28 protein-coding genes and 2 pseudogenes are annotated in these 24,688 nt (G+C 61.9%); 17 read left to right on the top strand and 13 right to left on the bottom strand.

What is annotated here, in order from left to right; genetic code table 11:
• Positions 1–54 precede the first annotated feature (54 nt).
• Complete coding sequence (locus NKI59_RS28260; RefSeq protein WP_352708031.1) at positions 55–1,416, top strand: mandelate racemase/muconate lactonizing enzyme family protein; 1,362 nt, start codon at positions 55–57, stop codon at positions 1,414–1,416.
• 17 nt (positions 1,417–1,433) lie between these two features.
• On the top strand, positions 1,434–2,633 hold the full coding sequence (locus tag NKI59_RS28265) for a mandelate racemase/muconate lactonizing enzyme family protein (RefSeq protein ID WP_352623758.1): 1,200 nt from the start codon (positions 1,434–1,436) through the stop codon (positions 2,631–2,633).
• Between the two features lie 410 nt (positions 2,634–3,043).
• Here the strand turns inward: NKI59_RS28265 and NKI59_RS28270 are convergent.
• Positions 3,044–3,784 (bottom strand): annotated as a pseudogene (locus tag NKI59_RS28270) (IS110 family RNA-guided transposase); the annotation flags it as partial.
• On the opposite strand from NKI59_RS28270, the gene NKI59_RS28275 reads away from it, so the two are divergent.
• The 3 genes from NKI59_RS28275 to NKI59_RS28285 all read left to right on the top strand — a co-directional run bounded on the left by NKI59_RS28275 (position 3,772) and on the right by NKI59_RS28285 (position 4,769).
• A complete protein-coding gene (locus tag NKI59_RS28275; RefSeq protein WP_352708033.1) occupies positions 3,772–4,284 on the top strand; it encodes a zinc-binding dehydrogenase in 513 nt (170 codons plus the stop codon). The pseudogene NKI59_RS28270 and the gene NKI59_RS28275 overlap by 13 nt on opposite strands.
• Complete coding sequence (locus NKI59_RS28280; protein WP_352623754.1) at positions 4,215–4,421, top strand: zinc-binding dehydrogenase; 207 nt, start codon at positions 4,215–4,217, stop codon at positions 4,419–4,421. Before NKI59_RS28275 ends, NKI59_RS28280 begins: the two co-directional genes overlap by 70 nt.
• A gap of 129 nt (positions 4,422–4,550) precedes the next feature.
• The gene (locus NKI59_RS28285) at positions 4,551–4,769 is read left to right on the top strand and encodes an aldehyde dehydrogenase family protein (RefSeq protein WP_352708061.1); all 219 of its coding nucleotides are present in this window, start codon (positions 4,551–4,553) and stop codon (positions 4,767–4,769) included.
• Positions 4,770–4,832: 63 nt separating this feature from the next.
• Here the strand turns inward: NKI59_RS28285 and NKI59_RS28290 are convergent, their stop codons facing one another.
• Positions 4,833–5,132 carry an amidohydrolase family protein gene (locus NKI59_RS28290; RefSeq protein ID WP_352623752.1) on the bottom strand — a complete coding sequence of 100 codons (300 nt, stop codon included), beginning with the start codon at positions 5,130–5,132 and terminating at the stop codon, positions 4,833–4,835.
• Positions 5,105–5,398, bottom strand: a complete 294-nt coding sequence (locus NKI59_RS28295; RefSeq protein ID WP_352623750.1) for an amidohydrolase family protein — start codon at positions 5,396–5,398, stop codon at positions 5,105–5,107. The genes NKI59_RS28290 and NKI59_RS28295 overlap by 28 nt, the downstream gene beginning before the upstream one ends.
• A 13-nt stretch (positions 5,399–5,411) precedes the next feature.
• Between NKI59_RS28295 and NKI59_RS28300 the strand changes: the two genes are divergently transcribed.
• Positions 5,412–5,639: a hypothetical protein gene (locus NKI59_RS28300; protein WP_352623748.1), complete on the top strand. Its 228-nt coding sequence runs from the start codon at positions 5,412–5,414 to the stop codon at positions 5,637–5,639.
• Between the two features lie 217 nt (positions 5,640–5,856).
• Here NKI59_RS28300 and NKI59_RS28305 read toward each other — a convergent pair.
• From NKI59_RS28305 to NKI59_RS28325, 5 genes and pseudogenes are all read right to left on the bottom strand, one after another.
• Positions 5,857–5,997, bottom strand: a pseudogene (locus NKI59_RS28305) (short-chain fatty acyl-CoA regulator family protein); the annotation flags it as partial.
• Positions 5,996–6,460 carry an arginase family protein gene (locus NKI59_RS28310; RefSeq protein ID WP_352708034.1) on the bottom strand — a complete coding sequence of 155 codons (465 nt, stop codon included), beginning with the start codon at positions 6,458–6,460 and terminating at the stop codon, positions 5,996–5,998. The pseudogene NKI59_RS28305 and the gene NKI59_RS28310, both read right to left, overlap by 2 nt.
• A gap of 19 nt (positions 6,461–6,479) precedes the next feature.
• A complete protein-coding gene (locus tag NKI59_RS28315) occupies positions 6,480–6,848 on the bottom strand; it encodes a c-type cytochrome (protein WP_352623746.1) in 369 nt (122 codons plus the stop codon).
• The gene (locus NKI59_RS28320) at positions 6,845–9,085 is read right to left on the bottom strand and encodes a xanthine dehydrogenase family protein molybdopterin-binding subunit (RefSeq protein WP_352623744.1); all 2,241 of its coding nucleotides are present in this window, start codon (positions 9,083–9,085) and stop codon (positions 6,845–6,847) included. Before NKI59_RS28320 ends, NKI59_RS28315 begins: the two co-directional genes overlap by 4 nt.
• A gap of 10 nt (positions 9,086–9,095) precedes the next feature.
• The gene (locus tag NKI59_RS28325; RefSeq protein ID WP_352623742.1) at positions 9,096–9,542 is read right to left on the bottom strand and encodes a (2Fe-2S)-binding protein; all 447 of its coding nucleotides are present in this window, start codon (positions 9,540–9,542) and stop codon (positions 9,096–9,098) included.
• Between the two features lie 160 nt (positions 9,543–9,702).
• On the opposite strand from NKI59_RS28325, the gene NKI59_RS28330 reads away from it, so the two are divergent.
• Both NKI59_RS28330 and NKI59_RS28335 read left to right on the top strand, forming a co-directional pair.
• Complete coding sequence (locus NKI59_RS28330) at positions 9,703–10,599, top strand: LysR family transcriptional regulator (RefSeq protein ID WP_352708035.1); 897 nt, start codon at positions 9,703–9,705, stop codon at positions 10,597–10,599.
• Positions 10,596–10,856, top strand: coding sequence for a hypothetical protein (locus tag NKI59_RS28335; protein WP_352641576.1), 261 nt, complete (start codon positions 10,596–10,598; stop codon positions 10,854–10,856). Before NKI59_RS28330 ends, NKI59_RS28335 begins: the two co-directional genes overlap by 4 nt.
• Positions 10,857–10,898: 42 nt before the next feature.
• On the opposite strand, the gene NKI59_RS28340 is transcribed toward NKI59_RS28335, so the two are convergent.
• The gene (locus tag NKI59_RS28340; protein WP_352708037.1) at positions 10,899–11,162 is read right to left on the bottom strand and encodes a hypothetical protein; all 264 of its coding nucleotides are present in this window, start codon (positions 11,160–11,162) and stop codon (positions 10,899–10,901) included.
• 303 nt (positions 11,163–11,465) lie between these two features.
• On the opposite strand from NKI59_RS28340, the gene NKI59_RS28345 reads away from it, so the two are divergent.
• The 3 genes from NKI59_RS28345 (at position 11,466) to NKI59_RS28355 (ending at position 13,974) form a co-directional block, all read left to right on the top strand.
• The gene (locus tag NKI59_RS28345) at positions 11,466–11,615 is read left to right on the top strand and encodes a hypothetical protein (protein ID WP_352708038.1); all 150 of its coding nucleotides are present in this window, start codon (positions 11,466–11,468) and stop codon (positions 11,613–11,615) included.
• Positions 11,616–11,784: 169 nt separating this feature from the next.
• On the top strand, positions 11,785–12,003 hold the full coding sequence (locus tag NKI59_RS28350) for a hypothetical protein (protein WP_352708040.1): 219 nt from the start codon (positions 11,785–11,787) through the stop codon (positions 12,001–12,003).
• Positions 12,004–12,387: 384 nt separating this feature from the next.
• Positions 12,388–13,974: a serine hydrolase gene (locus tag NKI59_RS28355; protein ID WP_352708042.1), complete on the top strand. Its 1,587-nt coding sequence runs from the start codon at positions 12,388–12,390 to the stop codon at positions 13,972–13,974.
• Between the two features lie 306 nt (positions 13,975–14,280).
• On the opposite strand, the gene NKI59_RS28360 is transcribed toward NKI59_RS28355, so the two are convergent.
• The 4 genes from NKI59_RS28360 to NKI59_RS28375 form a co-directional block, all read right to left on the bottom strand.
• Positions 14,281–14,535 (bottom strand): glucoamylase family protein, encoded by a 255-nt coding sequence (locus NKI59_RS28360; RefSeq protein ID WP_352708062.1) that lies wholly within the window; start codon positions 14,533–14,535, stop codon positions 14,281–14,283.
• 1,886 nt (positions 14,536–16,421) lie between these two features.
• Positions 16,422–17,717 (bottom strand): ATP-grasp domain-containing protein, encoded by a 1,296-nt coding sequence (locus NKI59_RS28365; RefSeq protein ID WP_352623729.1) that lies wholly within the window; start codon positions 17,715–17,717, stop codon positions 16,422–16,424.
• A 1-nt stretch (position 17,718) separates the two neighbouring features.
• Positions 17,719–18,939, bottom strand: coding sequence for an acetate/propionate family kinase (locus NKI59_RS28370; protein WP_352623727.1), 1,221 nt, complete (start codon positions 18,937–18,939; stop codon positions 17,719–17,721).
• A 51-nt stretch (positions 18,940–18,990) separates the two neighbouring features.
• Positions 18,991–21,414 carry a phosphoketolase family protein gene (locus NKI59_RS28375; protein ID WP_352642949.1) on the bottom strand — a complete coding sequence of 808 codons (2,424 nt, stop codon included), beginning with the start codon at positions 21,412–21,414 and terminating at the stop codon, positions 18,991–18,993.
• A gap of 293 nt (positions 21,415–21,707) precedes the next feature.
• Here NKI59_RS28375 and NKI59_RS28380 point away from each other — a divergent pair, with 293 nt between their 5' ends.
• From NKI59_RS28380 to NKI59_RS28405, 6 genes are all read left to right on the top strand, one after another.
• Complete coding sequence (locus NKI59_RS28380) at positions 21,708–22,085, top strand: hypothetical protein (protein ID WP_352642947.1); 378 nt, start codon at positions 21,708–21,710, stop codon at positions 22,083–22,085.
• A 300-nt stretch (positions 22,086–22,385) separates the two neighbouring features.
• Positions 22,386–22,856 (top strand): CopM family metallochaperone, encoded by a 471-nt coding sequence (copM, locus tag NKI59_RS28385; RefSeq protein WP_352642945.1) that lies wholly within the window; start codon positions 22,386–22,388, stop codon positions 22,854–22,856.
• Positions 22,857–22,898: 42 nt separating this feature from the next.
• The gene (locus tag NKI59_RS28390) at positions 22,899–23,147 is read left to right on the top strand and encodes a DUF5676 family membrane protein (protein WP_352708063.1); all 249 of its coding nucleotides are present in this window, start codon (positions 22,899–22,901) and stop codon (positions 23,145–23,147) included.
• 19 nt (positions 23,148–23,166) lie between these two features.
• Complete coding sequence (locus NKI59_RS28395; protein ID WP_352708043.1) at positions 23,167–23,640, top strand: hypothetical protein; 474 nt, start codon at positions 23,167–23,169, stop codon at positions 23,638–23,640.
• Positions 23,637–23,951, top strand: coding sequence for a DUF2933 domain-containing protein (locus NKI59_RS28400; protein WP_352623717.1), 315 nt, complete (start codon positions 23,637–23,639; stop codon positions 23,949–23,951). The genes NKI59_RS28395 and NKI59_RS28400 overlap by 4 nt, the downstream gene beginning before the upstream one ends.
• A 2-nt stretch (positions 23,952–23,953) precedes the next feature.
• Complete coding sequence (locus tag NKI59_RS28405; RefSeq protein ID WP_352623715.1) at positions 23,954–24,622, top strand: methyltransferase family protein; 669 nt, start codon at positions 23,954–23,956, stop codon at positions 24,620–24,622.
• The last annotated feature ends 66 nt before the right edge of the window (positions 24,623–24,688 follow it).

Genomic DNA, 24,688 nt, shown 5'->3' on the forward strand with positions numbered 1-24,688 from the left:
ACACTCTATGCCGGCCCAGGGTGCGGGACGACAAGCCGAAAACGAGGATAAGTCATGGCAAAGACAGGTGGCGCCGACGAAGCGCTCAATCGGGTAAACGCGAACTCCAAGCCATCCCAGCTTCGTATCACCGACATGCGGGTAGCCGAAATCGTCGGCGCGCCGTTCACCTCGACCCTGCTCAAGATTTACACCAACCAGGGCATCGTCGGGCTTGGCGAGGTGCGCGACGGCGCCAGTGCCACCTACGCGCTGATGCTGAAGAGCCGGCTGCTTGGCGAGAACCCTTGCGACATCGACCGCCTGTTTCGCCGGATCAAGCAGTTCGGTGGCCATGGCCGGCAAGGCGGCGGCGTCTCGGCGGTCGAGATCGCGTTGTGGGATCTCGCCGGCAAGGCCTATGGCGTTCCCATCTACCAGATGCTCGGCGGCCGGTTTCGGGAGAAGGTGCGCGTCTATTGCGACACCGACGCTACCGTGCCGAGCGGCACCGAGACCGGCAAGCGCCTCAAGCAGCGCATGGCGCTCGGCTTCACCTTCCTCAAGATGGATCTGGGGCTGATGCAGATCGCGGATGTACCCGGTGCGGTCGTCTCCCCTGCCGGTTCACTTGAAGGGTACCGCATCCATCCCGGCCGCGGCCCGGTCAAGACCATGGAGGAGCGGCGCGCCCGCAATGCCGCTTACGATTTGCATAACGTCCCCCATCCGTTTACCGGCCTCCACTTTTCCGACAAGGGCCTCGACCTGCTTGAACAGTACATTGCCGAGGTTCGCGATGTTATCGGCATGGATATTCCGCTCGCCATTGACCATGTCGGCCACATCTCGCTGCAGGACGGCATTCGGCTCGCTAGGCGGATTGAAAAATACGTGCCGGCCTGGCTCGAGGATGTGATCCCATGGCAGTACACCGAGCAGTTCCGGCAACTGCAGGGCGCCACGACGGTGCCGATCTGCACCGGCGAGGACATCTACCTTAAGGAAGGCTTCGAGCCTCTGCTCAAGAGCGGCGGCCTCTCCATTATCCACCCGGACCTGCTCACCAGCGGGGGCATCCTCGAGACCAAGAAGATCGGCGACATGGCCCAGGACCACGGCGTCGCAATGGCCATCCATATGGCCGAAAGTCCAATCGCCGCAATGGCCGCGGCACATGTCGCGACCGCGACCGAAAACTTCATGGCGCTCGAATACCACTCTGCCGATGTCGACTGGTGGGACGATATCGTCGCCGGCGTTTCCAAGCCGCTCGTGAAGGACGGCTTTATCACTGTTCCGGACAGACCGGGTCTGGGGATTGACGACGTCGTCGACGAGGTGATCTCGAAGCATCTGCAGCCGGGTGTCACCGGCATCTGGCAGCCTACGGATCATTGGGACAACGAGTATTCCTGGGACCGCACCTGGAGCTGAGGCGAAAAGAACCGAAGATGAAGATCACCGACCTCCGCTGCGCCGTGATCGGCAAACATCCCATCGTCCGCATCGTTACCGACGAGGGCCTCTATGGCCTTGGCGAAGTCGAGTTCACCAAGACCTACCTCAAACCCTGGGTGCTGCATTTCCGCGAGGCGCTGATCGGCGAGGACCCGACCGACGTCGAGCGGGTGATGCTGAAGATCCGCCAACGCGGCTCTTTCAAGCCCTATGGCGCGGCGGTAAGCGCTATCGAGCATGCGCTGTGGGACATTGCCGGCAAGGCTGCAGGCGTGCCGGCCTACAAACTGCTCGGCGGCAAGGTGCGCGACAAGGTGCGCGTCTATAACGGCTCGATCCGCCAGAAGCGAACGGGGGACCGGCCGGAGGATTACGCCGCTGACGTGAAATGGATGATGGAGCAGCCGCAGAATTTCTTCATGATCAAGCAAGGGATCTCGTTCCACTCCAACATGAAGGATACCATCGAGGACTTCCATTACGGCGTGAAGCAGAATAAGGCTGGCTACCACGGTGCCATGGATCAGGGCGTCATCAGCGAGCGCGGTTTCAACCACATGCTCGACTGCGTGATCGCGATGAAGGAAGTGCTGGGCGACAAGGTCAGCCTGGCGCTCGACTGCGGCCCGGGCTGGATGCTGTCCGATGCGATCAAGTTCGCTCGCGCGGTCGAGAAGTACAATTTGATGTGGCTCGAGGACATGCTGACCGGCGACTATGTGCCGTGGGTCAATCCGCAGGCCTATCGGGAGCTGACCACCGCCACCTCGACGCCAATTCATACCGGCGAGCAGATATACCTGCGGCACAATTTCAAGGAGCTGATCGAAACGCAGGCGGTGCGGGTCATCGGCCCCGATCCGGCCGATATTGGCGGCATTGCCGAGCTCAAATGGGTCGCCGAGCACGCCTGTATGCACTCGATCCTGATGGCACCGCACGGCACCGCGAACGGCCTTCTCGGCCTCGGCGCGCTGATCAATGTCTGCGCCACCCTGCCCGCCAACTTCATTGCCTTCGAATACCCGAGCGCCTCCGACCCCTGGTGGGAGGACCTCGTAATCGGCCTGCCGTCGCAGATCGTGAAGGACAGCATGGTGGACTTGCTGGAAGCGCCGGGGCTGGGCCTCGACATCGACGCCGAAGCAGCCAGGAAGTATCTCCGGGAAGAGGATGCAGGCTTCTTCGACTGAACCATCCTTCTTGCGCCACCCAGCACCACGCGGACCGCTTCACGCAACCTGTCATCCGGAATGACCGGTTCGTGATCTCTACCTCACCCCATGCGCCCATCCCGCGCAGCGGGTCGTCTAATCGCTCGACCGTCAAGGGGTGAGTGCAAGGCGGCCGTCCTTTTTGCCGATGCTCGTTCGCATGCCGGGTACAGGGTCGTCTACGCGGTCGATGCAAAGCTGATCGCCGCAGGATGAGTTTCGCTGGTGAGATCTTCCTATGTTCGTTACGCACTCTGCTAAGGAGGCAGTTGCTTCGGTTGCTTCCCGCTTCGCGGAATGATCTCAGCCACGTCCCGGCAGGGACGGCTCGGTGCGTCCTGGAAGAACGCTATCGGTTGAGTGAAGAAATCGTCGCAGGCATATGCAGATCAGGCGGCGGCGGGTATTCCTCCGTGCGGATCGAATAGCTCGCCCGTCCGGAGCATCGCATGCATGATCACTGCCAGCTTGCGCGCCAGGGCCACGGCCGCTCGCTTGAAGCCGAGCCGTTCTTTGAGCTCCAACGCCCAGGTTCGCAGGGTGCTGGTATCCGTCGACCGGTTCAGAATGACCGCGGCCGCCTCGTATAGCAGTCCGCGCAACTGATTGTCGCCACGGCGCGAGATATGGCCGTCATGATCGACCTCGCCGGACTGGTAGCGCCTTGGCGTCAGGCCCACCCATGCGCCCACGGAGCGAGAATTCCTGAAGTTCGCCGGATCCTCCACGGCTGCTGCAAAGGCGGTGGCTGTGACGGTGCCTACACCGGGCACTGACATGAGCAGTCGGCAGTGCTGGTCGTTATGCGCCATCGCGGCCAACTGCTTGGTCAGCTCTGCTGTCTGGTGTCGGATATCACTCCAGGCCCGAAGCATTGGCACGACGATCCGCGCCAGCTTTTCCTCGCCCTGCAGAAGGTTGCGAACGTTGCGCTCGAACACGCTGCCGGCCCCTTTGGGCACAACAAGGCCGAACGTCTTCATCAATCCGCGGATCTGGTTGGATATCTGCAAACGCATCTTGAGAAGCTGGCGCCGCGCGGTGATCAGAGTGCGAATCAACATGCTGTCAAAACCTTTGACCCGAACCTCTCGGTAGAAGCCGACCTCGGCCAGATGTGCCAGGCCATCGTGGATGCCGCCGCGATCCCCTGCGCGGGATACACGGCCTACCAGGCACTGTTCGCAAGGCACGGCTCGCGGCGGGTCAGGCCATCCTAATCCAGGGCGCCAATGGCGGTGTCGGCGGGTTCGCTGTCCAGCTTGCGCGCCAGGCTGGAGCCAGGATTGTCGCGCTTGCCAAGCCCGAGCACCACGATGCGGTTCGCAAGCTCGGCGCCGAAATCGTCTTCGACTATCGGGACGCCGATCTGGTGGCCAAGGTTCGGGCTGAAGCGGAAGGCAGCTACAGCATCGACATCATGCTTGAGGTGGCCAATCCCGGCGACGCGCTCAAGTCTTTGGGCTTCATCCACTACAACGGCCAACTCCTGTCGATCGATCCGCTGCCGGTCATGGCGAATGTGCCGCCATATACGCGGCATCCGTGCACGAGGTGGCGTTGGGCGGCGCGTATTTCTCCGGTCATCTGCCGACCCAGCGTGATTTCAAGACGATTGGCGATGAGCTGATGAGGCGGCTTGCGGCCGGTCAACTCGATCCGATGGTTGAGGAAGTGATCGACTTCGCTGCCATACCCGACGCGCTTGGACGCCTTCGCCGCCGCGAAGTGTCAGGCAAGATCGTCGCACGTATGCCCGTCGCCTGAAGCCAAGCTCGAAGGGAGGATTTCCATGACATCTATAAGCATTTCATCAATGGGCGTTTCGTCGAAGATGCCGATGCGGCGAGCCGAATCGAGGTTTTCAATCCAGCAACCGAGGAGCGGATTGCCGACATCCCCCTCGCGTCGGCCGCAACTGTCGATGAGGTTGCAGCAGCCCGCAAGGCGCAGCCAGCATGGGCGGCACTGCCGCCAATCGAGCGCGCCGGATATGTGAAGGCGATTGCGGCAAATATCCGTGACAATGCCGAGTCCCTGACCGAAATCATCTTCAGGGAGCAGGGCAAGATCCGCGATCTCGCGCTCGGTGAGGTGCTCGGCATCCGTCAATAGAACGAGCCTTCGCCGGGGACGGCGAGAACACCGGTCCCCGCCCGCCGTTCTCGTCCTCGTCGATCAGACAGGCAGTGGTTGCCTGGCAAAGCGTCCCAACTTCATCACCAGGATCGGCTTCTTGAGGGTCGTGACATCGAGCAAGGGATTGCCATCGACCGCGATGATGTCGGCGGCCTTGCCCACCTCGATGCTGCCTGTTTCCGATGCGAGGTCGAGCGCTTCGGCAGCTACGATCGTTCGTGCGAGCAGCGCCTCGTGCTTGCTCATGCCCCACTCGACCGCGAGCCGGAATTCCGTCGCCGCCTCATGCAACGGATGTGTCGGCCCACCAATCAGATCGGTACCGAGCGCGTACCGCACGCCGGCCGCGAGACCCAGCGAAAATCGCGCTGCATTGCCGCCCAGTGGCGCTCGTAAACCTCCCGCTCCCACTGCGGGTAGTGATAGGCATCATAGGCCGCGCGATGGAAATACAGTTGCGAGATCGTGGAGACGACGATCGTCCCCTTTGCCACCAGCAGTGCCCGTGTCTCCGGCGATATGCCGTAGCCATGCTCGATGACATCGATCCCGCCTTCAAGCGCCAGCCTGACGGGGCGCCTCGCCAATGGCATGAGCGCTGACATAGAGCTGGTTGCGATGGGCTTCGTCAACGGCCTCGGTCACTTCCTCCAGGCTGTAGGCTGCGACCTGACGCAGCGGATCGTCGCCCCAGGCGTGATAGCGCTCGTGGGATTTTTGGAACGGCTGGCCAAGCTGTCGGAAGAAATGGTGGCCAAGCATGGCAAGGATTTCAGCATGGGCGCGCTGGTGCTCGCCGCGCGCTGGATCGCCGAAAACCGCGTCGGCCAGTTGAAGACCAACTAGACCAACGACTGACCAGCCGGTCGGTGATATATTGTCTAGGAGGTCAAAACGCCCAAGAGCTGATCCCGACACACACCGACACTCTCAAACAACTAGGCCCGCGGTTTCCTTGGCCACCGTGGACCTACTTATTTCAAGATGAGCGGAATGCCCCGCTCTCAGCCATGTGGCCTGACGCTCATCGAATCCGGCGCCGACCCCTTCTCCTTCAGCAAGTTCAATTGTCGTTCAGTCGGTATGGCAATGCCGCTCGCTGATCATGGTCAATCCCCAGCCGCTCCTTGAGCGGCGGCACGGCGCGCGCTGCACAATTCGTCCGTTCGCAAATCCGGCAGGAAATGCCAATCGGCTCAAAGCTATCCGATGCCGCCCACCAATTCCTCCGCCTTGGCGATGGCGGCCGCCTGATGCGGCTGCAGGGGCTGGCCGGCGTAGCCTTCGAAGACCGGCAGGAAAGGATCATCGATATCAGTCTCGATGCCGGACAATTGCTCCATCACCGCCAGCCCGCAATAGGGCACGTAGGAAGCCGAATAGCCGCCTTCATGCGACATCATCAGCCGCCCGCCGCAGAGATCGTCCGCCGCCTGCATCAGCAGCCGCGTCATCTCGCGGTAGCTGCCGCTGTGCAGCATCATACGTCCCAGCGGGTCGGCCGCTGAGGCATCGAAGCCCGATGGTACGACAATCAAGTCAGGCTTGTAGCGAGTGAGCGCCGGCAGCACGATGCGTTCGAATACCGACATGTAAGCGCCGCCACGGATATCGGCGGGCAAGTCGCAAATGCCGGGCGGTCCGATTCGATCCGGGGTACGGCCCAAAGCAAGCCTTGGAGCCGCGCTACAGGCTACTCAGGAACTCGATGATGGCGTGCCGCTCGTCTGCGCTGTTGAAGCGCTGAACCATTCGTGTGCCGCCCACCATGGCAGTCGGATTCGCGAGGTAGGTTTCCAGCGTCTCGGGCGTCCAGGTGATGCCTGAGTCGCGCAGGGCGGGAGAGTAGTTGAAGCCTTCGACGCTGGCGGCGGCGCGGCCGACCACACCCTGCAGGTGAGGTCCGGCACCGTTCCGGGTGGTCGCGATCTGGTGGCAGGCCCCGCAGCGCTGCCGGAACAGGCGCTCCCCTGAACCGGGATTCGCCTCCTGGGCAACGGACAAATCCGTTGCCCAGGTTGCTGCAATCAAGGCAGGTAGTACGAAATTCCTCATCCTTTCATGCCTTTCAGGTCGAGCTTCGAGAGGGGCAGGCTGCGGATACGCTGGCCGGTGAGCACCGAGGCGGCATTGACCACCGCAGGCGGCACGCCCGGCAGGCCAGGCTCGCCGATGCCGCCCATCGGCGCACCGCTTTCGACGATGCGCACATGCACCCGCGGCATCTTGTCGGGCGGCAGGATGGGATAGGCGTCGAAGTTGCGGGCCTGCGGCATGCCGTCGACATAAACGACTTCCTCCAGCAGCGCCGAGGACAGGCCAAGTGCGACCGCCGAGTTCACCTGCGCCTCGATGATGGCCGGATTGACGATGCTTCCGGGATCGATAGCCACCCAGATCTGGTGCGCGACGACCTCGCCGTCGCGCAGCGAGACTTCGGCGATCGTCGCCACCTCGCTGCCGAAGGGCGAGGCCATCGCGACGCCGCGCGCGCGGCGGCTGCCGTCCTCTGCCGCGAAAGGACCGCGCTTCCACCCCCCGGACAGATCGGCGGCTGCCTGCAGAAGATTGCTGTGGCGCGGGCTGTCCGCGAGAAGCCGCAGCCGCAGTTCGTAGGGGTCCTGCTGACCTGCGTCGGCCATTTCATCGAAGAACGTCTCGTAGAAGAAGTCGTTCATCGAATGACCGACCGACCGCCAGAAGCCGATGATCGCCGGGTCGTCGACGTGAATCTGGCCGACGCGCCGGTTCGGAATCGCATAGACTTTGCCCGCGATGCCTTCGACGGCGGAGCTGTCCACCTTGTCCGGCTGGCGGCCGAACCAACGTCCTGTTGGACCTTCACCCACCGCAACGGCATCCAGAACGACCGGCAAACCGTCGGCGTCGAGACCGGCGCGAAAACGGGCGACCCCCATTGGTCTCAACGTGTCGCGCAGGAATTCCTCCTCGCGGCTCCAGATGAGCTTGACGGGACGACCTGCCGCCTTCGCCAGCAGGATCGCCTGCGGGAACGGGTTGGCCGTCTGATAAAGGAAGTGCCGCCCGAAGAAGCCGCCGAGCATCGGCGAATGGATGATCACCTTGCCCGGCTCGATGCCCGCGACCTTTGCAGCCTCGGCCTGGAACATCTCGGGCGCCTGGTTTGGGATCCAAAGCTCGAGAGTCCCGCCCTCGTTCCAGCGCGCGATCGCCGATGGCGGCTCGAGCTGGCCGTGCACGAGATAGGGCGCGTCGTACGTCGCCTCCACGACCTGGGCCGCACCTGCAAGGGCACCCGCGGCGTCACCTTCCTGCTCGAAAGCGACGCCGTCTCCGGGTGTCGACTTCAACATGGCCTTGTGGGTCTCGGAGGAGAAATCAGCCGGCATGGCGCGAGGCGTTGCAGCCGCAGGCTCCGTCCAGGTCACCTGCAGAGTTTCCACCGCGCGGCGCGCCCGCCACCACCCGTCGGCGACGACCGCCACTGCCCCAGGCAAGCGGTGAATCGAGTGCACGCCGGGCATGGCGAGCACCTCCGCCTCATTCGCCAGCGCGCCCGGCTCACCGCCGAGGCGCGGGCTATGCTGGACGGCGGCGTGAAGCATGCCGTCCACCTTGAGGTCGATCGCGTACTGCGCGCGCCCCGTGGACTTGTCGCGCGCGTCGAGCCGCCGAACGGGCTTGCCGATCCAGCGAAAGCTGTCGGGAGAGCGCAGCACGATATCGTTTGGCACTGGCAGATCGGCGGCTGCATCGGCAATCTCGCCGTAAGGGATTGCTTGACCGCTCGCGGTATGCACGACTTGGCCCGGTTCCGTGGAAAGCTCCGATAGCTGGACGCCGAGTCGTTCGGCGGCCGCCTGCAGCAGCATCTGGCGCGCGGATGCGCCAAGCCTGCGCATCGTCTCGTAGCTCATCCGCACCGACATGCTGCCGCCAGTAAAACGGCCGCCGCCGGTCAGCAGATAGTCAGGACCGGGAGGCGCTCCTTCCACGACGAACTGCGTTGGATCGAGATCCAGCTCTTCGCCGACGATCTGCGCCATGGCGGTAAAGATGCCCTGCCCGCCCTCGATGAAGGCGCTACGGAACAGCACCGTGCTATCAGGGCGGATTTCCAGGAAGGCGGCGATTCGCGTGCCAGGTGCGACGGATGGTGTACCGGCCTGCGCCCTGGCACGTCCGACCGGCACGGTGACCGAAAGAACGAGCGCTGCGGCGCCGCCAAGGAAGCCGCGACGAGAGATGTTGAGCGGTCCCTCCTCGCGGCGCGTGGACGAGCGGTCCCGGATGGGGGTCATGTCGTTCATGGTTGCCTCCTCACGCCCGGACGGCCTGCCGGACGGCAGCCGAGATCGCGTTGTATGTGCCGCAGCGGCAGAGGTTCACCATCGCGCCGGCGATGTCGTCCTCAGTGGGCTGCGGCGTCTGCTTGAGCAGCGCCGTCGCCGCCATCACCTGGCCGGACTGGCAGTAGCCGCATTGCGGCACCTGGTTGGCAACCCACGCCTCGACCACCTTCCGGCCCTCGGTGTCCTGCTCGATCGCCTCGATCGTCGTGATCGCCGTTCCGACGACGCTGTCCACGGTCATCACGCAGGACCGCGTGGCCTGTCCATCGATCAGCACCGTGCATGCGCCGCACTGGGCGACGCCGCAGCCATATTTTGTGCCGGTCATGCCCAGCACATCGCGCAGCACCCAGAGCAGAGGCGTGTCTGGTTCGACGTCGACCTGAAATGTCGAGCCGTTAATGGTCAGTTCCATGGCCTTCACCTTTCGGTTCGCGGGAAAGCCAACACGACTGGCTGTTGGCTTGTCGGACCTGCAGGGTAGCTGCTCCCGATCAAGAGGATTAGGGGCGCTAATTCGCTTGCATTGATCGATGGGAAGCATAAATCTTCCCCGATCGGTGCGAGGCAGCGACATGGCCAAGGAAGATTTCAACGACCTCTTGTGGTTCCTGGCCGTTGCCGAGGAAAAGAGCTTCACGCGCGCCGCCGCCAAGCTCGGCATGACGCAGTCCACACTCAGCCACACGATCAAGCGGTTGGAAACACGCATGGGTATCCGCCTGCTCATGCGCACGACCCGCAGCGTGGCGACGACCGAGGCCGGCGAGCGCCTAGGGCGGGCGCTTGCACCGCGTGTTGCGGAAATCGAGGCGGAAATCGCCGCGCTCATGGAGTTTCGCGACAAGCCCGCCGGAACCATCCGGCTGACTCTTTCGGATCACGCGTTCGACAGCCTCGTCTGGCCGAAGCTCAGGCCGGCGCTCGCGGCGTATCCCGACATCAAGCTGGAGCTCAGCATCGACAACGGGCTGCGCAACATCGTCGAGGATGGCTTCGACGCTGGGGTGCGTCTTGGCGAAAGTGTCGAGAAGGACATGATCGCGGTCCGCATCGGTCCTGACTGGCGGATGGTCGCCGTCGCCTCGCACGACTATTTCGCCTCACATCCTGCGCCTCGCCACCCGCAGGAGCTGATTGGACACAACTGCATGAACATGCGCCAGACACGTGGCGGCGGGCTCTATGGCTGGGAGTTCGAGAAGGAGGGTCATGAGCTTCGCGTCCGGGTGGACGGGCAGCTCACCTTCAACGCCTCCTACGCCATGGTGGATGCGGCTCTGAAGGGGTACGGCATCGCCTTCGTGCCGGAGAACCTCGTCGAGCGTCACATCGCATCTGGCAATCTCGTCCAGGTACTGGACGACTGGTGCCCGAAGTTTCCGGGCTACTACATCTACTATCCGAGCCGACGGCAGAATCTGCCCGCCTTCAAGGTCATCGTCGATGCACTGAGGCAGGGGGCGGCTTGAGGCGACCCGGCGACCTCGCACCCTCCATCAAGGGTTCGCACGTTTCTCGAAAACCTCCCGCGCCACCGGCGCTGCCGAAAACGCGTTCGGCCAACCGGACGGGCTACCAAGGCAAGCCGCATGACGGGGCGGTGGAGGACGAATCGAAGCACTTTGTCTACTGCCCAGTCTGCGGCCAGACGTTCGACGCGCGTGATCTTGGACAGGTGTTCCACCACGCCGAGCCGCAGCACGAGCGGCTTCCGGTCGAGCAATAGTCCAGCTAGTTCAGCGCCGGGGGCCGGCTAAGCCTGGAGGCCTTAAAGTGCGGCAGCGATGCCCATCATCACTGATTGCTTGGGATAGTCGAGCACCCGCAGCGTGCCCGGCTCGTCGCCGCCCATGCCGCAGATCGGCAACACCTGGTAGTCGTCGTCGAACGCAAAATGTCGCCGTTGGCAGTAAAATCGTATTCGGGAAAACAGCTCTTCAGGAATGCCTCGAGCCCCCGCGCAGGGCCGATTGCGACCGCGCGCCTGACGGCGGCAGGATGATGAAGCGTCGACCTCGTCCCCGGCAGGCATGCCGGAAATGTCGATGGCAAAATCGATGAGAACCTACGCGCTGCGCAAGGGCATCCGGCATTTCGTCTGTAGCCAGGCCCCTCCCAAAGCACACACGAGGCGTGCCAGCCCGAAGCCTTGTCAATCAATTGCTTCGACCAAACGTTGCGAATACCTGACGCCCGATTTCCTTCTTCTAGTTTGAAGTTTTCTTCGGCCGTGCCTACTCCGAAGCGCCATATAATGCCGGCGTCGTTTGGCACCCAGACGATTTTCATCGAGTAAACCGCTGCGGTTCCGGAGATGCTATCGATTCGGCAATCAATGGACGCCGGCATCATCCCTTTTGCTTTCATCTTGCGGCTTTCGGTGATCACGGTCTCAGCCTTCATCCACACACTTTCAACGGCGTTGGGAGGCAAATCATTGTTGGGCGTTGCGGCGACCAATGTCACTATCAATGCGACTGCCTGAAATGTCATTTCCCGACCCCCTGCCCCCAACTGGATGTTCTCATTCCGCTCATGATCGGGAGTGCAGGTCAATCGCGTCCGACAAACGCAAAAAAGCGCTGTCAATACCAACTTCTTGCGATGGATTTGCCCTGCGGACTAGGCAATCTCGGGGCGAAGGAGTGATCGCCATGACCGTCCTCGCCTACAGCCTCGCCGCCGACGCAAAGGGAACGTGGCGACTCGTCTTTGTGCCTGACGATCGGCATCGCAATGTGGAATTCAGCCGGCCAAATGTTGAGTCAAATCCGGTGAACTGGCTGAGCGTGGATGATTTCCTTGCCTGGCGCCCTAAAGGCGCGCTCCATCGCTTAGTTGCGCTCATTTGCCAAGCGATAAGCGACCCGTAAACGCAAAAAAGCGCGCCGCACCTTTCGGCTCGGCGGGCGATCAGTCATTCACCAAGCACAGGGTGTGGGCGGGGATCGGGTGTGCCCGGTGCACGGATCGTGGAAAATCATATGCGCGTCGGCGGCGTCGCGTCTACCAACCGGCAGCCCTAGAGAAATACATTGACCCATTTCGCCGCCTGTTTCCTCTTAGGACCCCTGCCCATCCAATTGCCGGGCGCGTAGGTAACGCGGCTACTTCACCACTCCGAAATCACATGACACGCAGCCGCCGTCTCTGTCTGATCTTTGAACTTAAACATATCATTGGAAAATAACCGCAACCATCTTTCATCTTGCCGCGTATGGTCCGATCATCTGCCGGTGCAAGTTTGAGGACATGCAATGAAGAAGGTCGCTGCTCTCCTGGTACTTTCCCTCGTTATCATGCTGCCCGCCATGGCAGCCGCGCAGTCCTACCTGCCGGAGCTTGGGCCATCGCCGCCGCAGGATGCTACGCAGCTGTACCCCGGCGGTGTCGAGAAGGCGCTGGCCGCGCTGCCGGACATCGTCAAGAAAGTCAAGGAAGCATCCGACGTTCCCGGCTTCGCCGTGGCGGTGGTGCATGGCGGCAAAATGATCTTTGACGAGGGCTATGGCCTTCGCGACAACCGGGACGACACTTCTAAGGTCAGCAGCACCACCATTTTCCAGGTCGCCTCGGTGTCGAAGTCGATCTCGGCCACGGTGGCCGCGATCGCCATGACGAAGGACCACAGCTTCAACTGGGATACCCCGGTCGGCGAGGTCTGGGACGGCTTCCGCCTCAATCTCGACTATGTCTCGGGCAACGCCACTATCGGCGATTTCTTCGCCCATCGCTCGGGCCTGCCGATGGCGGCGGGCGACGAACTCGAGGATCTCGGCTTCCAGCGCAAGCAGATCGTCGGGAGCCTGTGGATGGTGCCGCTCGATCCCTTCCGCATCTCCTATCACTACGCCAATTTCGGCACGACGATCGGCGCCGAGGCAGTGGCCCACGCCGAGAAACAGCCTTGGGAGCCGCTGGCCAAGAGCCTGTTGTTCGATCCGCTCGGCATGCGCTCGAGCAGCTATCGGCACGAGGACTTCATTGCCGCCGGCAAGAACCGCGCCCTGCTGCATGCGCGCGTGGCGGAGAATGTGTTCGAGCCGCTCTATGACCGCGACCCCGACCAGCAGGCGCCGGCGGGCGGCGTCTCCTCCAGCGCCCAGGATCTTGCCAAGTGGATGATCCTGCTGCTTGGCGACGGCACCTATAACGGCCAGCCCATGATCGACCCCAAGATCCTGCAGCCCGCCATCACACCACAGAGCGTGACCTACCGCGGCGAGACGCCCGATACGCGGGCCAGTTCCTATGGCTATGGCTTCAACGTGGGGGTGAACGCCAATGGGCGCACCACCATGGGCCATTCCGGCGCCTTCCTGCTCGGTGCCGGCACCACCTTCCAGATCTTGCCCTCGGCCGATGTCGGCATCGTCGTGCTCACCAACGGCTCCCCCGTCGGCGCCGCCGAGGCGGTCGCCGCCAGCTTCATGGACATCGTGCAATATGGCCAGGTCACCCGCGACTGGTATCCCTACATCAAGCCGCGGTTCATGGCCTACTACAAGCCGGTGGGCGACCTTGCCGGCAAGGGCAAGCCGACGAACCCCGCCAAGGCGCGCAGTCCATCCTTCTACGAGGGCCAATATACGAGCAACTATTTCGACACCGCCACCGTGCGGGCCGATGGCGACAAGCTGATGCTCGAACTCGGCCCAAAGCCCATGCAGTTCACGCTCGAGCACTGGGACGGCGACACCTACGCCCTCACGCCCCGCGGAGAGAACGCGCCGACCGGCTCGCTGTCATCGGTGAAGTTCGTCGGTTCCCCCGGCGGCATTCGCGCGCGGGTGATGACGGTGGACTATCTGAATGAGAACGGGTTGGGGCATTTTCAGAGGTAGGGGTGGAGGCGTCCGGTGCTTCATACACCCCATGCCGTCGAAAAGGCGAACCGGCCGTCTGCAAGGTGATGCCTGAGATGGCGGATTTGTGACGGTTCGCTTCGGGGCGTGGCGATTAGGAAGCCGGCATTTGCTCGGGAGCTTCCAACAAGCTATGTCGGCTTTGGCCAGCCGCTGATCCGAGCAGACCGACGGCTCCCGGCCCCTATGTTGCAATGCGCCGCTGAGTCGACGTTTGCAGCAAATGCGGCATGCGCTAGCAGTCAAGAGTCCCGGTCAGTCGGGGAGCTTTGTCATCTCGACTTGTTATAGGCAACCGCCCGAAAAACCGGCTCGGTGCAGTCCGGCGATGATCGCCGGCACGCAGCGCATCAGGCGCCACAGGAAGCCCGAGCGGTAGTTCTCTATCATCAGAGTGATCGGCCCCTGATTGATGCCGACATGGTCCGGCGATACCCAACCGCATGGCCGGCCGTCGGCGGCTGCTATTGTCGGATTGAAGCTTGCGGTGAAGCCGTAAGGGTTGCCCTCGTGCAGGTCGATCTCGTGGAAATGGCGCAGTGCGAGGACATCGGCGAGATAGCCCAGCGGCTCAACGCCGTTGGCTTGCAGGTTTCAATCAGCGAAACTCCTAAAAGAGCCATTTGATGGCTCCCAGGATCAGCACAACGATTGCTGCCGCCACATACTCCCGCCCCGGCTTAACCTGTGCACGAAGTCGCGGTGAAAACCGACAAGCCAGCAGGACGCCAAGCCCGCCTCCAAGCGGGGTTAGAACCTTGTCGATGAACTCAGCAGCACTCATTTTCTAACCCCCCACTGTCGAATATATAATCGCCATCTTGGCCGAGCATCTTCCTTCTGCCGTCGGCCGAATTTTTTCAGGCCAGGGGCGAGTGACGCGCCAACGTGTGCAGTCGAGCGTTCGCAATAGGCCGAAATCAATAAGTCGTGCAATTCACTGTGTTACCGAAGCGGTTGCAAGTCGTTGTTTTCGGCTGACTGTGTTGCATGTTGGCAAACGCCGCATTTGCCCTGGCAGATGGGCGGGACAGACCTCCGGCGAGTCGACCTGCTGGAGGCGCCGGCCGCTTACGAACCCGATGAAGACGAGGAAAATGATCCGGATGTCCTGATGCTCAAGGGCAGACACTTCCGTCTGAGATGGGAAAGGGGACGGGCCCAATCTTAGGCTTTTGAACCTTTTGAGGGTTCGGCCTAGGGGGCTTATCCAAATTTTCGGCCGCTCGTCGGCGATGCCTCCCCGCTGATAATACAGCGAGGAAACAGCGGGGGAGGGCTACCGGGGAATTAAGGTGGTGAGTGCTGCGAAGCAGTGCCGGTCTGCTTCGTGAAGTCATGGAGGCGCGCGCGAACATGTGCCAGCAAATTCACTTCATTGACGACCCCGGATTGAAAGAGAGACAGCGTGGTCGAGGCTAGAATCTGGCTGTCTACCGACGTGCTGTACGATTTGGCGTCGGTGGCTATCTGGTCGACAACCCGCTGGCAGATCGCTCGATCTTTAGGTCTAAGGAACTGACTTTTCGGTTCTCGTGGCATCTCGACGCCTTTAAAGGGGAAGTTACTGTGTCCCCCCACGCGACGGATGCGTGGGTCTCTGCGAATGGACCCTAATCGCATTCAGACAGATAGTTGCCATTCGTTTGAGTGGTGCCGATGTCCCTCAAGGCCCATGGCCGTTATAGGCACGGTCAGTTCACTTGCGAGGCCGTCGAGCAGCGCAGAGAAATTGCCGCGTTGGTCGCCGAGGCGCGGCGAACAGCGGCCGCGGGGATATGAATGGAGTGGTTCGCCAATCACCCAGCAACGCCCGTGCCCCGTCGTCTGAAAACAGACGAGCAACAGGCCTCGTTACAGCCCTACGACTTGAAGCTGTTCCGCACGGTTGCCGGCTGGTCGCAAAACGCGCTCGCTTTCAGCATACGGCCCTCCTGACATCTGGCGTGTGCTGCGGAGCGGTGACCCAACGACGGTGTGCTCAATCCGGCGCCGGCAATGGCGCCTTAATGTCGGTCCGGTAGGTCCACTCCTGCTTCATCTCCACAATATCGGCAAGCCCAATGCCGCTCCGCTAAACACGGGGGCTGCGCGGCGGACACGCCGACGTCACGCAATGCCACGCCATTTTGCAGAACTTGACGCACACAACTCAGGACGGCTCACCGGTGTCGCCGCTCGGTATGAAATCGCGGTGTCGTTCCAAGACAGAGTCGTTGAACGTGAGCGGCGAATGGGTTTCCCTGCGGAGATCGACGAAAATTCCTCGGGTCGCTCCTCACTACCCCCTGGCAGCCTTGAGCCGCGACGTCGAGCGGGGTCGCCATGTTCGATCCAACGGCGCCCAGTCCCGTACGCAATGGCCGCGCGTCCCGAGCAGCCTTGCTGGAGAGTTCAATCCTCTGTCATCTGTGGGCGGCTTTGCCTTAGCTCTTATCGCAGATAACTAAGATCGGAGCAAAGCCGCCGCCGGGTGTCCGGAAATTGGTGGTCTGGCCTTGATAGAGGCGTGCGGCGGCGAGCAGCACCTGGCCATCGTAAGTATAAAGCCGCACGTCCATCTTACGCGGCGCGGGTGCGCCATCGATTTCGATCACACGCTTCCCCGGCGCAGCAAATGCCTGGGCCACATAGCCGCCCCGGGCGATCTCGGCCCACACCCCTTTTGTCACCTTGTCGCCGCGGTAGACCGCCTTGCTGCCATGGCCTGAGAGCGGCTTGAAGAACATATCCTTGCGGGATTGCCAGGCGGCATCCGAATTGTCGGGCGTGACTAGTGTGGTCCGCGGAACGCCGGCGAGCCGCGAGCGCATCTCCGGAGGAAGGCCGAACGCTTCCAGCGCCGCCGGATCGGACAGCAATGTCAGATTGCGCTTGCTTGCAAAGAGCGCGTGGTTGTGCGGATTGGGAGTGAGCACCACGGCGCCGTCCTGGTAAGCCACTCTGAGTGCGGCATGTTCCGGGCGATCGAGTGTGAAATCGACCAGGCGATTGTAGACGAGGTCAATCTCCTGTCCGTCGAGCCGAAGCCTGCCGCCATCATATGTCAGCTCGTTCGCGTCCCCGATCATCGCGTCTATGCCGTGCTTCAGCAATAGCTGCCGGGCTGGCACGAATTCAGGATAGAGATACTGCTCCCCAGGCTGATCGTCGACGATCGCAATCGTTCGCGGCGAGCCGGCTCCGCGCTGGCGGCGCCATTCGTTCTCGAACATCGCGATGACATTGGTTTCGAAGTGATCGTCCCTGGCGCCAATCAGCGCCCGGTCAACTTCAGAGCAGCAGGCTTTCTGTGCCCTGGCCAGCAAGGCATTGAGGAAAGCCCCGCCGGCGTTTGTGTTCACCTCGATCAGCTTGGGACCATCATCGTCGAGGTGGAAATCGTAGCCCATCAGAGCGCCAACGGGTCCAAAATCCCGTTGGGCGATTTCCGGGGCCCAGGAGAGGACGGTATCGCGGTAACCCTGTAGGTTGGCTGTTGCCTCAATGGCGACGACGATTGCTTGCATCTCATCGAGAGCTGACGCGGCGAGGAAGACCGGAACGTTGGAAAACAGATGCGGCCTCGACGCCATGAAGGTTTCGCAGAAGCCGGGATCGCCGGCCTCATGGTTCAGCGCTGCCCAAAGCGCTGTTCGGTCGAGCGTGATGCAGAAGCAGTTGCGATTGCGTCGCGCCGACGGGGACATGGCGGCTTCCGACACGCCGGAGACTGGAAGCATGTCAGAGTCTCCTCTGCGATGGCAGGGCAAAGCTGGGTCTTGCCCGCCTCGGCGAAGGCGCAGAGCGCAGCTGGCTGGCAACGGCTCTCTCTTCATCGGTAGGGATTACAAGAACCTCGACGTGTGAATTGGCAAGGCTGATGATCTCCTCGCCTCTTCGGTTCTGGTCATGATCGATACCGACGCCAAGCCAGCCGGCAGCAACTCCGATCTTTTCCCGGATCGATGGCGCGTTTTCACCGATGCCGGCGGTAAACACCACCGTATCAAGACCTCCAAGGGCAGCGGCCAGCGATCCGATCTCGCGCCCGATGCGATAGACGAATAGATCGACGGCCTCGGCGGCGGCAGGATCGTCCGAGCCGATGAGCGTCCGCATATCTCCGGATATACCAGACATGCCGAGCAGGCCGGACTGCTCATAGAGAAGCGTGACCAGTTCGTCGGTCGGCAGCTTCCAGTCCTGCAGGAGATGCAGGATGATCCCCGGGTCGAGCGCGCCGCAACGCGTGCTCATGATCAGGCCATCCAGCGTCGAAAACCCCATTGTCGTCGCAATGCTTCGTCCGGCGTCCATGGCGCACACGCTGGCGCCGCTGCCGAGATGGGCAACGATTGCCCGGCCGCCGGCGCCGGCGCCATAGCGGTCGCGCAGCCGCGAAGCGATGTGGCTGTAGGACAAGCCGTGAAAGCCGTAGGAAACGATACCCGCCTCGGTCATCGCACGTGGAATGCCGTAGATCTTCGCAACGCTCGGTCGGGTCGAATGAAACGCTGTGTCGAAGCATCCGACCTGCATGGCTTGCGGGAGGAGGTCGGTAGCCAGCGCCACAATTTCGAGATTGATCCGCTGATGGATCGGCGCCAACGGCTCGAGCCGGGCGAGCGCGTCGAGCGCGGGCGCATCCAGAAGCGTCGCTTGCGTGAAGTCGCGGCCGCCATGAACGATCCTATGCCCCACCCTGTCTATGCGGCGCAGGAGATCGCGATCGGCAAGGAGGGAGACGACGGAAGTGAATGCTTCGCCGATGTCGATCGGTCTCTCGCCCAGGCTCTTCAAGATCTCCGGTCTGTCGCCTGCGGCCTCGGCATGCAGCTGCGGATGTCCGCCAAGCGAGGCGATGTGGCCGCGCAGAAGCACGGGGAGGCCATCGCGTTCCTCGAAGACAGCGAATTTCAGGCTGGAGGAACCGCCGTTCAGGATGAGGATAGCGTCAGTCATGGGGCCGTCCGATGGGCTGTCACCGCAGTTCGCTGAAGACGTGGCATCGGCTCAAGCCGGGCGGATCTGCGTCACATCCAGGTCCTGATCCCACTTCCAATCAAGTATCTCCGGCATATCCTGCCCATTGGCGCGAATATAGGCTCGATGTTCAAGCAGCTTGCCGTCCATCGCCTGCTTGAGACCGACTTGAACGCTCTTGAGTTCCGGGACCCGTTCAAGCACGCTTTTGACGAGATGGAACCGATCGAGGCGGTTCAGAACGGTCATGTCGAAGGGCGTCGTCGTCGTGCCCTCCTCGTTATAGCCGCGCACGTGGATGTTGTCGTGGTTGGTGCGCCGATAGGTCAGGCGATGAATGGCCCAGGGATAACCATGATAGGCGAAGATGACGGGTTTGCCGGCGGTGAACAATGCGTCGAAATCGCGATCTGGCAGCCCGTGCGGATGATGCTCCTTGGGCTGCAGTGTCATCAGGTCGACGACGTTGACCACCCTGATCCTGAGCTCGGGGACGTGATGCCGGAGGATCTGCACGGCTGCAAGCGTTTCAAGTGTCGGAACGTCGCCGGCGCACGCCATGACCACGTTCGGCTCTTCGCCATTCTCGGTCGATGCCCAGTCCCAGATGCCGATCCCTGTCTTGCAATGGACGATGGCCTTGTCCATCGACAGCCACTGCCACGATGGCGGCTTGCCAGCGACGATGATGTTGATGCGATTCCATGTCTGCAGCACGTGATCGGTCACGCAAAGCAAGGTGTTGGCGTCCGGCGGCAGGTAGACGCGCACAATGTCGGCCTTCTTGTTGAGGGCAACGTCGATGAAGCCGGGATCCTGGTGGCTGAAGCCATTGTGTTCCTGATGCCAGACATGGCTCGACAGCAGGTAGTTCAGGGATGCGACCGGCCGCCGCCACGGAATGTGTCGGGAGGCATCCAGCCATTTCGCATGCTGGTTGAACATGGAATCGACGATATGGATGAACGCCTCGTAGCAGGAAAACAGACCGTGCCGCCCGGACAGCAGGTAGCCTTCAAGCCAGCCCTGGCAGGTATGCTCGGAGAGGATTTCCAGAACCCTGCCGTCGCGGCCGAGATGAACGTCTTCGGGCAGGATCTTTTCCATCCAGGCGCGCTCGGTGACTTCGAATAGGTCCTGAAGCCGGTTCGAGGCGGTCTCGTCGGGACCAACGATGCGGAAGTTCTTTGCCGCCTCATTCAACTGCATGACGGCACGCAAGAACTTGCCCATGGCCCGCGTCGACTCCGCTTTCACCGCACCTGGCTGTTCGACCGCAACAGCATGGTCGCGTAGCGCGGGCAGATCGAGCGACCGGCGCAGCAGGCCGCCATTGGCGTGCGGGTTGGATCCCATGCGCCGCGTGGCCTGGGGCGTGGTGGCGCGGATCGATGCGATGGCGACGCCGGCATCATCGAACAGTTCCTCAGGCCGATAGCTTCTCAGCCACTCCTCAAGCAGCTTCAGATGCGCCGGGTTTTCCGCGAGGCCGGATAAAGGGACTTGGTGCGAGCGCCAGAATCCTTCCGTCTTCAGCCCGTCGACCTCCTTCGGGCCGGTCCAGCCCTTGGGGCTTCGCAGCACGATCATCGGCCATTTCGGTCTCAAGGCCGATACCGCGGAACCATCACGCGCCGCGCGCTGGATCGCCTGGATGCGGTCGAGCGCATCGTCGAGCGTGGTCGCCATCAGCTCATGCATCAACACCGGATCATGCCCCTCGACGAACAGCGGTTCATAGCCATAGCCAACGAACAGCGCTCGCAATTCTTCTTCGGGAATGCGGCCCAGGATGGTGGGATTGGCGATCTTGTAGCCGTTCAGGTGCAGAATCGGTAGCACCGCACCATCGCGTGCCGGGTTGAGAAACTTGTTCGAATGCCATGCGGTGGCAAGCGGCCCGGTCTCCGCCTCGCCGTCGCCGACGACACAGGCCACGACGAGATCAGGATTGTCGAAGGCAGCACCATAGGCATGGGATAATGCGTAGCCCAGCTCGCCTCCTTCGTGGATCGAACCCGGCACGTCGGGAGCGGCGTGGCTAGGAATCCCGCCTGGAAAGGAGAACTGCCGGAACAGCCTGCGCATTCCCTGCTCGTCCATCGAAATGTCGGGATTGAGCTCGCTGTAGGTGCCCTCCAGATAGGTGTTTGCCACCATGGCCGGGCCGCCATGGCCGGGACCGCAGACATAGATGACGTTCGCGTTCCGGAGCCGTATGGCGCGGTTGAGATGGGTATAGATGAAGCTCAGGCCCGGAGACGTTCCCCAGTGCCCGAGCAGGCGCGGCTTGACGTGCTCCAACTGCAAGGGCTCGCGCAGCAGCGGATTGTCGAGCAGGTAAATCTGCCCGATCGTCAAATAGTTGGCGGCGCGCCAATAGGCGTCGATGTCACTCAGTTCGTGTTCGGACAACCGGCTGGTGGGGATCGGTATTGCCTTGTGCTGGGTCATGCCTGTCTCTCGTTGCCGATTGGGAATGCCGCCGGTTCGCGACACCCGTGCTCATCGAACCCTAGCGAATGGATCCAACGCGTTCGCGCACATGGGCGAATACGAAAGTCGGCCGGCGATTCTATCCTGACGGGAGTCTCGGTGGAACGCGGCTTTGCCGACATAGTTTCAGCTCCAGTTCATTCCCCATGGAAGAGCTGGGAAAAGAGGCTCGCTGAAACTAGGCACTCTCCCAGAGCCGCGGCATTGATTTGCATCAAAGTGGCGGCGCACAATTGGGCTAGACTGAATGCATGAAAATCGCGTTGGCTCAGCTTCGGTTATGGCTGGCCGTGATCCTCCTGATCGCGGGCGGTGCCGCTGCCGCTTCTGCAATTGGGGCCGATGGCGGCGTCACAACTGACGATGCGACGCTCTCGACGAGCGCCTTGCACAAGTTGATGGGTAACCACGCTTTCACAGACCAGGACAAGCATCGCGCCTCATGTGAGGGCTGCCTGGATTGCGTGCATTCGCCCGGCTCTGGCTGTTGTGCTGCAAGCATTTTCGCCGGCGAATGCGACATTCTTCATGATGCGCCGGTTGCCGCCCGGTTTATGGCGGGCAAGGCATTCCTGCCAACGGGCATCGACCCCGAGGCGCTCCTGCAACCACCCCAGACCTTCGCCTGATATCGCGCCGTCGCGGTGCTTGGGGCTGTTGAATCCAGCAGTGCCCGTCAAGGCGCATAGCGCGCGAACGATCCGCGAAACATAACCGGCAGCCGCGATCTGGGCTGCCTCCGCGCCCATTTCAGGGCTCGCCTGTCGCTTCACACCAACGACAAGGAAACTGTCATGAAAACTCACCTTCGATTGATCACGTTTGCAGCATTGACAACTCTTTCCGGCGCGGCATTTGCCCAGACCGACCCGCACCATCCGGCGGCCGATGCGCCGCAAGCCACGACAGCGGCTCCGGCCGCACAGGCGATGCCGGGCGGATTGCCCGAGCAGTGCACGGCGATGATGTCCACGATGCAAAAGATGATGCCGATGATGCAGCAAATGATTCCCGTGATGCAGCAAATGATGCCGATGATGCAGGGCGGCGGAATGCAAGGCGGACAGGGCGGCATGATGCAGGGCGGCCAGGGCGGCATGATGCAGGGCATGACGAACATGCCGATGGACACTGCCACCATGTCCGAAGCCTCTAGAAACTATATGGACGCGATGAAGCGAATGGACGGGCCGATGATGCAGGCCGTCCAGGCTGGCGATCCCGATGTCGCCTTCGTCCAGGCGATGATTCCGCACCACCAGGGCGCGATCGACATGGCCCGGGCGGTCCTGCAATTCGGCAAGGATGATCAGGTCAAGGTTTGGGCCAATCAGATCATCACGGCTCAGCAGGCCGAGATCGCCGCAATGCAGGAATGGCTCAAGCAACACGCAAAGTGACAGGAGGAAGACACGGACAAACTCAGCGTCCTGTCCGTCGGCATTGCGCTGGGCGTGACGTCGGCCCTGATAAGCATGTTCTGTGCTTTGGCCTTCGTCATCTGGCCGGATGCAACACTCGATTTCTTCGGCGCCTTCATGCACGGGCTCGACCTCAGCGCGGTCAGATCCGCGGCGCCGATGAAGCTGGGCCGCGTTCTCTACGGCGTCGTCGGCTTTGGCATCGTCGGGCTGCCGGCGGGTGTCGTTTACGCGTCGATCTACAATGTCGTCGCAACCGGGCGCCGGTAGGCAAGTCAAGGTTCAGCCCATGAAAGCCACAGTCAATCCATGGACGACGTCGTCCGTCACTCTTGCTCTGGCGGGAATAATCATCGCCGGGATCGGATTGTATTTCATCGCCCTCAGGCCACCCCTGCTGCCCGAGGACGTCCGCTACATGCACCTCTCGGCGGCCGAACTCGAAGCCATCGGCCCGCGTCTTGCTGTGTGGCTCACGCAGGTTTTCCGGGTGCTCGGCGGCTACGCCTTGGCCACCGGCGTTCTCCTGGTTGCGCTGGCAATCACTGCGTTCCGGGCGCGCCATCCGGTCGCGGTGGCCGGCGCTCTGGTCGGAGGAGCGTTATCCATCGGCTTGATGTCGGTGGTCAACTTCACGATCGGCTCCGACTTCAGGTGGCCCCTGTTCGCCTGCGCGCTGGTCTGGGCCGTAAGCCTCGTCGCGTTTGGGCTCGAAAGCTCCCGCAATGACAATCGGACACAAATAAAGGAACCCATCCCATGAATACCAACAACGTTCACCGCATGTCGGATCCGCCGACCGGGTCCCAACCAGAACCGAAGGCCGAGGCTGGTGGTTGTTGGACTTCGAAGGCCGGCCTGGTCACGATCGCCTTTCTGCTGATCGCCGCGTTTTTCCTGCTCACTGAGCACCGAGCTCATACCTTCGGTGTCCTTCCCTTTCTGCTGCTGCTCGCCTGTCCTCTGCTTCACATGTCCATGCATGGCGGCCACCGCGGCCACGGCGGCCATGCCAGGCGCAAGGAACCCGAGCCGGGCGCGCAAGACGGCATTACCCAACATAAAGGAACATGACGATGGTCGAGCAATCTCCCGCCTATGGCCTCTGGGTCCTGGTTATAATCAATTCGGCGGTCTTCGTTCTATTCGCATTCAGCTTCTTCAAGCCGCGAACCGGCCGTGACTGGCGCTCCTTCGGAGCATTCAGCGCCTTCCTGGTGGCGTTGTTTGCCGAGATGTATGGATTTCCGTTGACGATTTACCTGCTCTCGGGCTGGCTGCAGTCACGATACCTAGGCATCGACTGGTTCTCGCATGATGCGGGTCACCTCCCGGAGATGATGTTCGGCTGGCGGCTCAATCCGCATTTCGGGCCCTTCCACGTTTTCAGCTTCTTCCTGATCGGCGGCGGTTTCATGCTGATCTCGACCGCGTGGCGAGTGCTTTACGACGCGCAGCATCACAATCGCCTCGCAACGGGCGGCCCATATGCCTCCATCCGGCATCCGCAATATGTCGGCTTCGTCCTCGTCATGGCGGGATTCCTCGTGCAGTGGCCGACGCTGCTGACGCTGGCGATGTTTCCCATTCTCGTCGGCATGTATGTCCGGCTTTCCTTCATCGAGGAGCGGGAAGCGAGAAAGGAGTTCGGCGATGCATACGACCGATACGCCGCCCGTGTGCCCGCCTTTTTTCCGCATGTGACCAGGCTGTTCAGTTCGGCCGGCGAGCGCCGTGCGCCTTGAAGCGCGGGGGTCGATAGCCCTGTCCTTGCGTGCTGAACCAAGCAAGAAAAATCTGAACTCGAAAAC

The organism is Mesorhizobium sp. M0598, assembly GCF_040320865.1.
GTDB lineage: Bacteria > Pseudomonadota > Alphaproteobacteria > Rhizobiales > Rhizobiaceae > Mesorhizobium.

Bases quoted from the DNA above. Each gene is read 5' to 3' on its own strand.
- NKI59_RS28260 (WP_352708031.1), top strand. From the start codon at position 55: ATGGCAAAGACAGGTGGCGCCGACGAAGCGCTCAATCGGGTAAACGCG.
- NKI59_RS28265 (WP_352623758.1), top strand. From the start codon at position 1,434: ATGAAGATCACCGACCTCCGCTGCGCCGTGATCGGCAAACATCCCATC.
- NKI59_RS28295 (WP_352623750.1), bottom strand. From the start codon at position 5,398: ATGTCAGCGCTCATGCCATTGGCGAGGCGCCCCGTCAGGCTGGCGCTT.
- NKI59_RS28300 (WP_352623748.1), top strand. From the start codon at position 5,412: ATGGGCTTCGTCAACGGCCTCGGTCACTTCCTCCAGGCTGTAGGCTGC.
- NKI59_RS28315 (WP_352623746.1), bottom strand. From the start codon at position 6,848: ATGAGGAATTTCGTACTACCTGCCTTGATTGCAGCAACCTGGGCAACG.
- NKI59_RS28320 (WP_352623744.1), bottom strand. From the start codon at position 9,085: ATGAACGACATGACCCCCATCCGGGACCGCTCGTCCACGCGCCGCGAG.
- NKI59_RS28325 (WP_352623742.1), bottom strand. From the start codon at position 9,542: ATGGAACTGACCATTAACGGCTCGACATTTCAGGTCGACGTCGAACCA.
- NKI59_RS28330 (WP_352708035.1), top strand. From the start codon at position 9,703: ATGGCCAAGGAAGATTTCAACGACCTCTTGTGGTTCCTGGCCGTTGCC.
- NKI59_RS28340 (WP_352708037.1), bottom strand. From the start codon at position 11,162: ATGCCTGCCGGGGACGAGGTCGACGCTTCATCATCCTGCCGCCGTCAG.
- NKI59_RS28345 (WP_352708038.1), top strand. From the start codon at position 11,466: ATGGACGCCGGCATCATCCCTTTTGCTTTCATCTTGCGGCTTTCGGTG.
- NKI59_RS28350 (WP_352708040.1), top strand. From the start codon at position 11,785: ATGACCGTCCTCGCCTACAGCCTCGCCGCCGACGCAAAGGGAACGTGG.
- NKI59_RS28355 (WP_352708042.1), top strand. From the start codon at position 12,388: ATGAAGAAGGTCGCTGCTCTCCTGGTACTTTCCCTCGTTATCATGCTG.
- NKI59_RS28365 (WP_352623729.1), bottom strand. From the start codon at position 17,717: ATGCTTCCAGTCTCCGGCGTGTCGGAAGCCGCCATGTCCCCGTCGGCG.
- NKI59_RS28370 (WP_352623727.1), bottom strand. From the start codon at position 18,939: ATGACTGACGCTATCCTCATCCTGAACGGCGGTTCCTCCAGCCTGAAA.
- NKI59_RS28375 (WP_352642949.1), bottom strand. From the start codon at position 21,414: ATGACCCAGCACAAGGCAATACCGATCCCCACCAGCCGGTTGTCCGAA.
- NKI59_RS28380 (WP_352642947.1), top strand. From the start codon at position 21,708: ATGAAAATCGCGTTGGCTCAGCTTCGGTTATGGCTGGCCGTGATCCTC.
- copM (WP_352642945.1), top strand. From the start codon at position 22,386: ATGCCGGGCGGATTGCCCGAGCAGTGCACGGCGATGATGTCCACGATG.
- NKI59_RS28395 (WP_352708043.1), top strand. From the start codon at position 23,167: ATGAAAGCCACAGTCAATCCATGGACGACGTCGTCCGTCACTCTTGCT.
- NKI59_RS28400 (WP_352623717.1), top strand. From the start codon at position 23,637: ATGAATACCAACAACGTTCACCGCATGTCGGATCCGCCGACCGGGTCC.
- NKI59_RS28405 (WP_352623715.1), top strand. From the start codon at position 23,954: ATGGTCGAGCAATCTCCCGCCTATGGCCTCTGGGTCCTGGTTATAATC.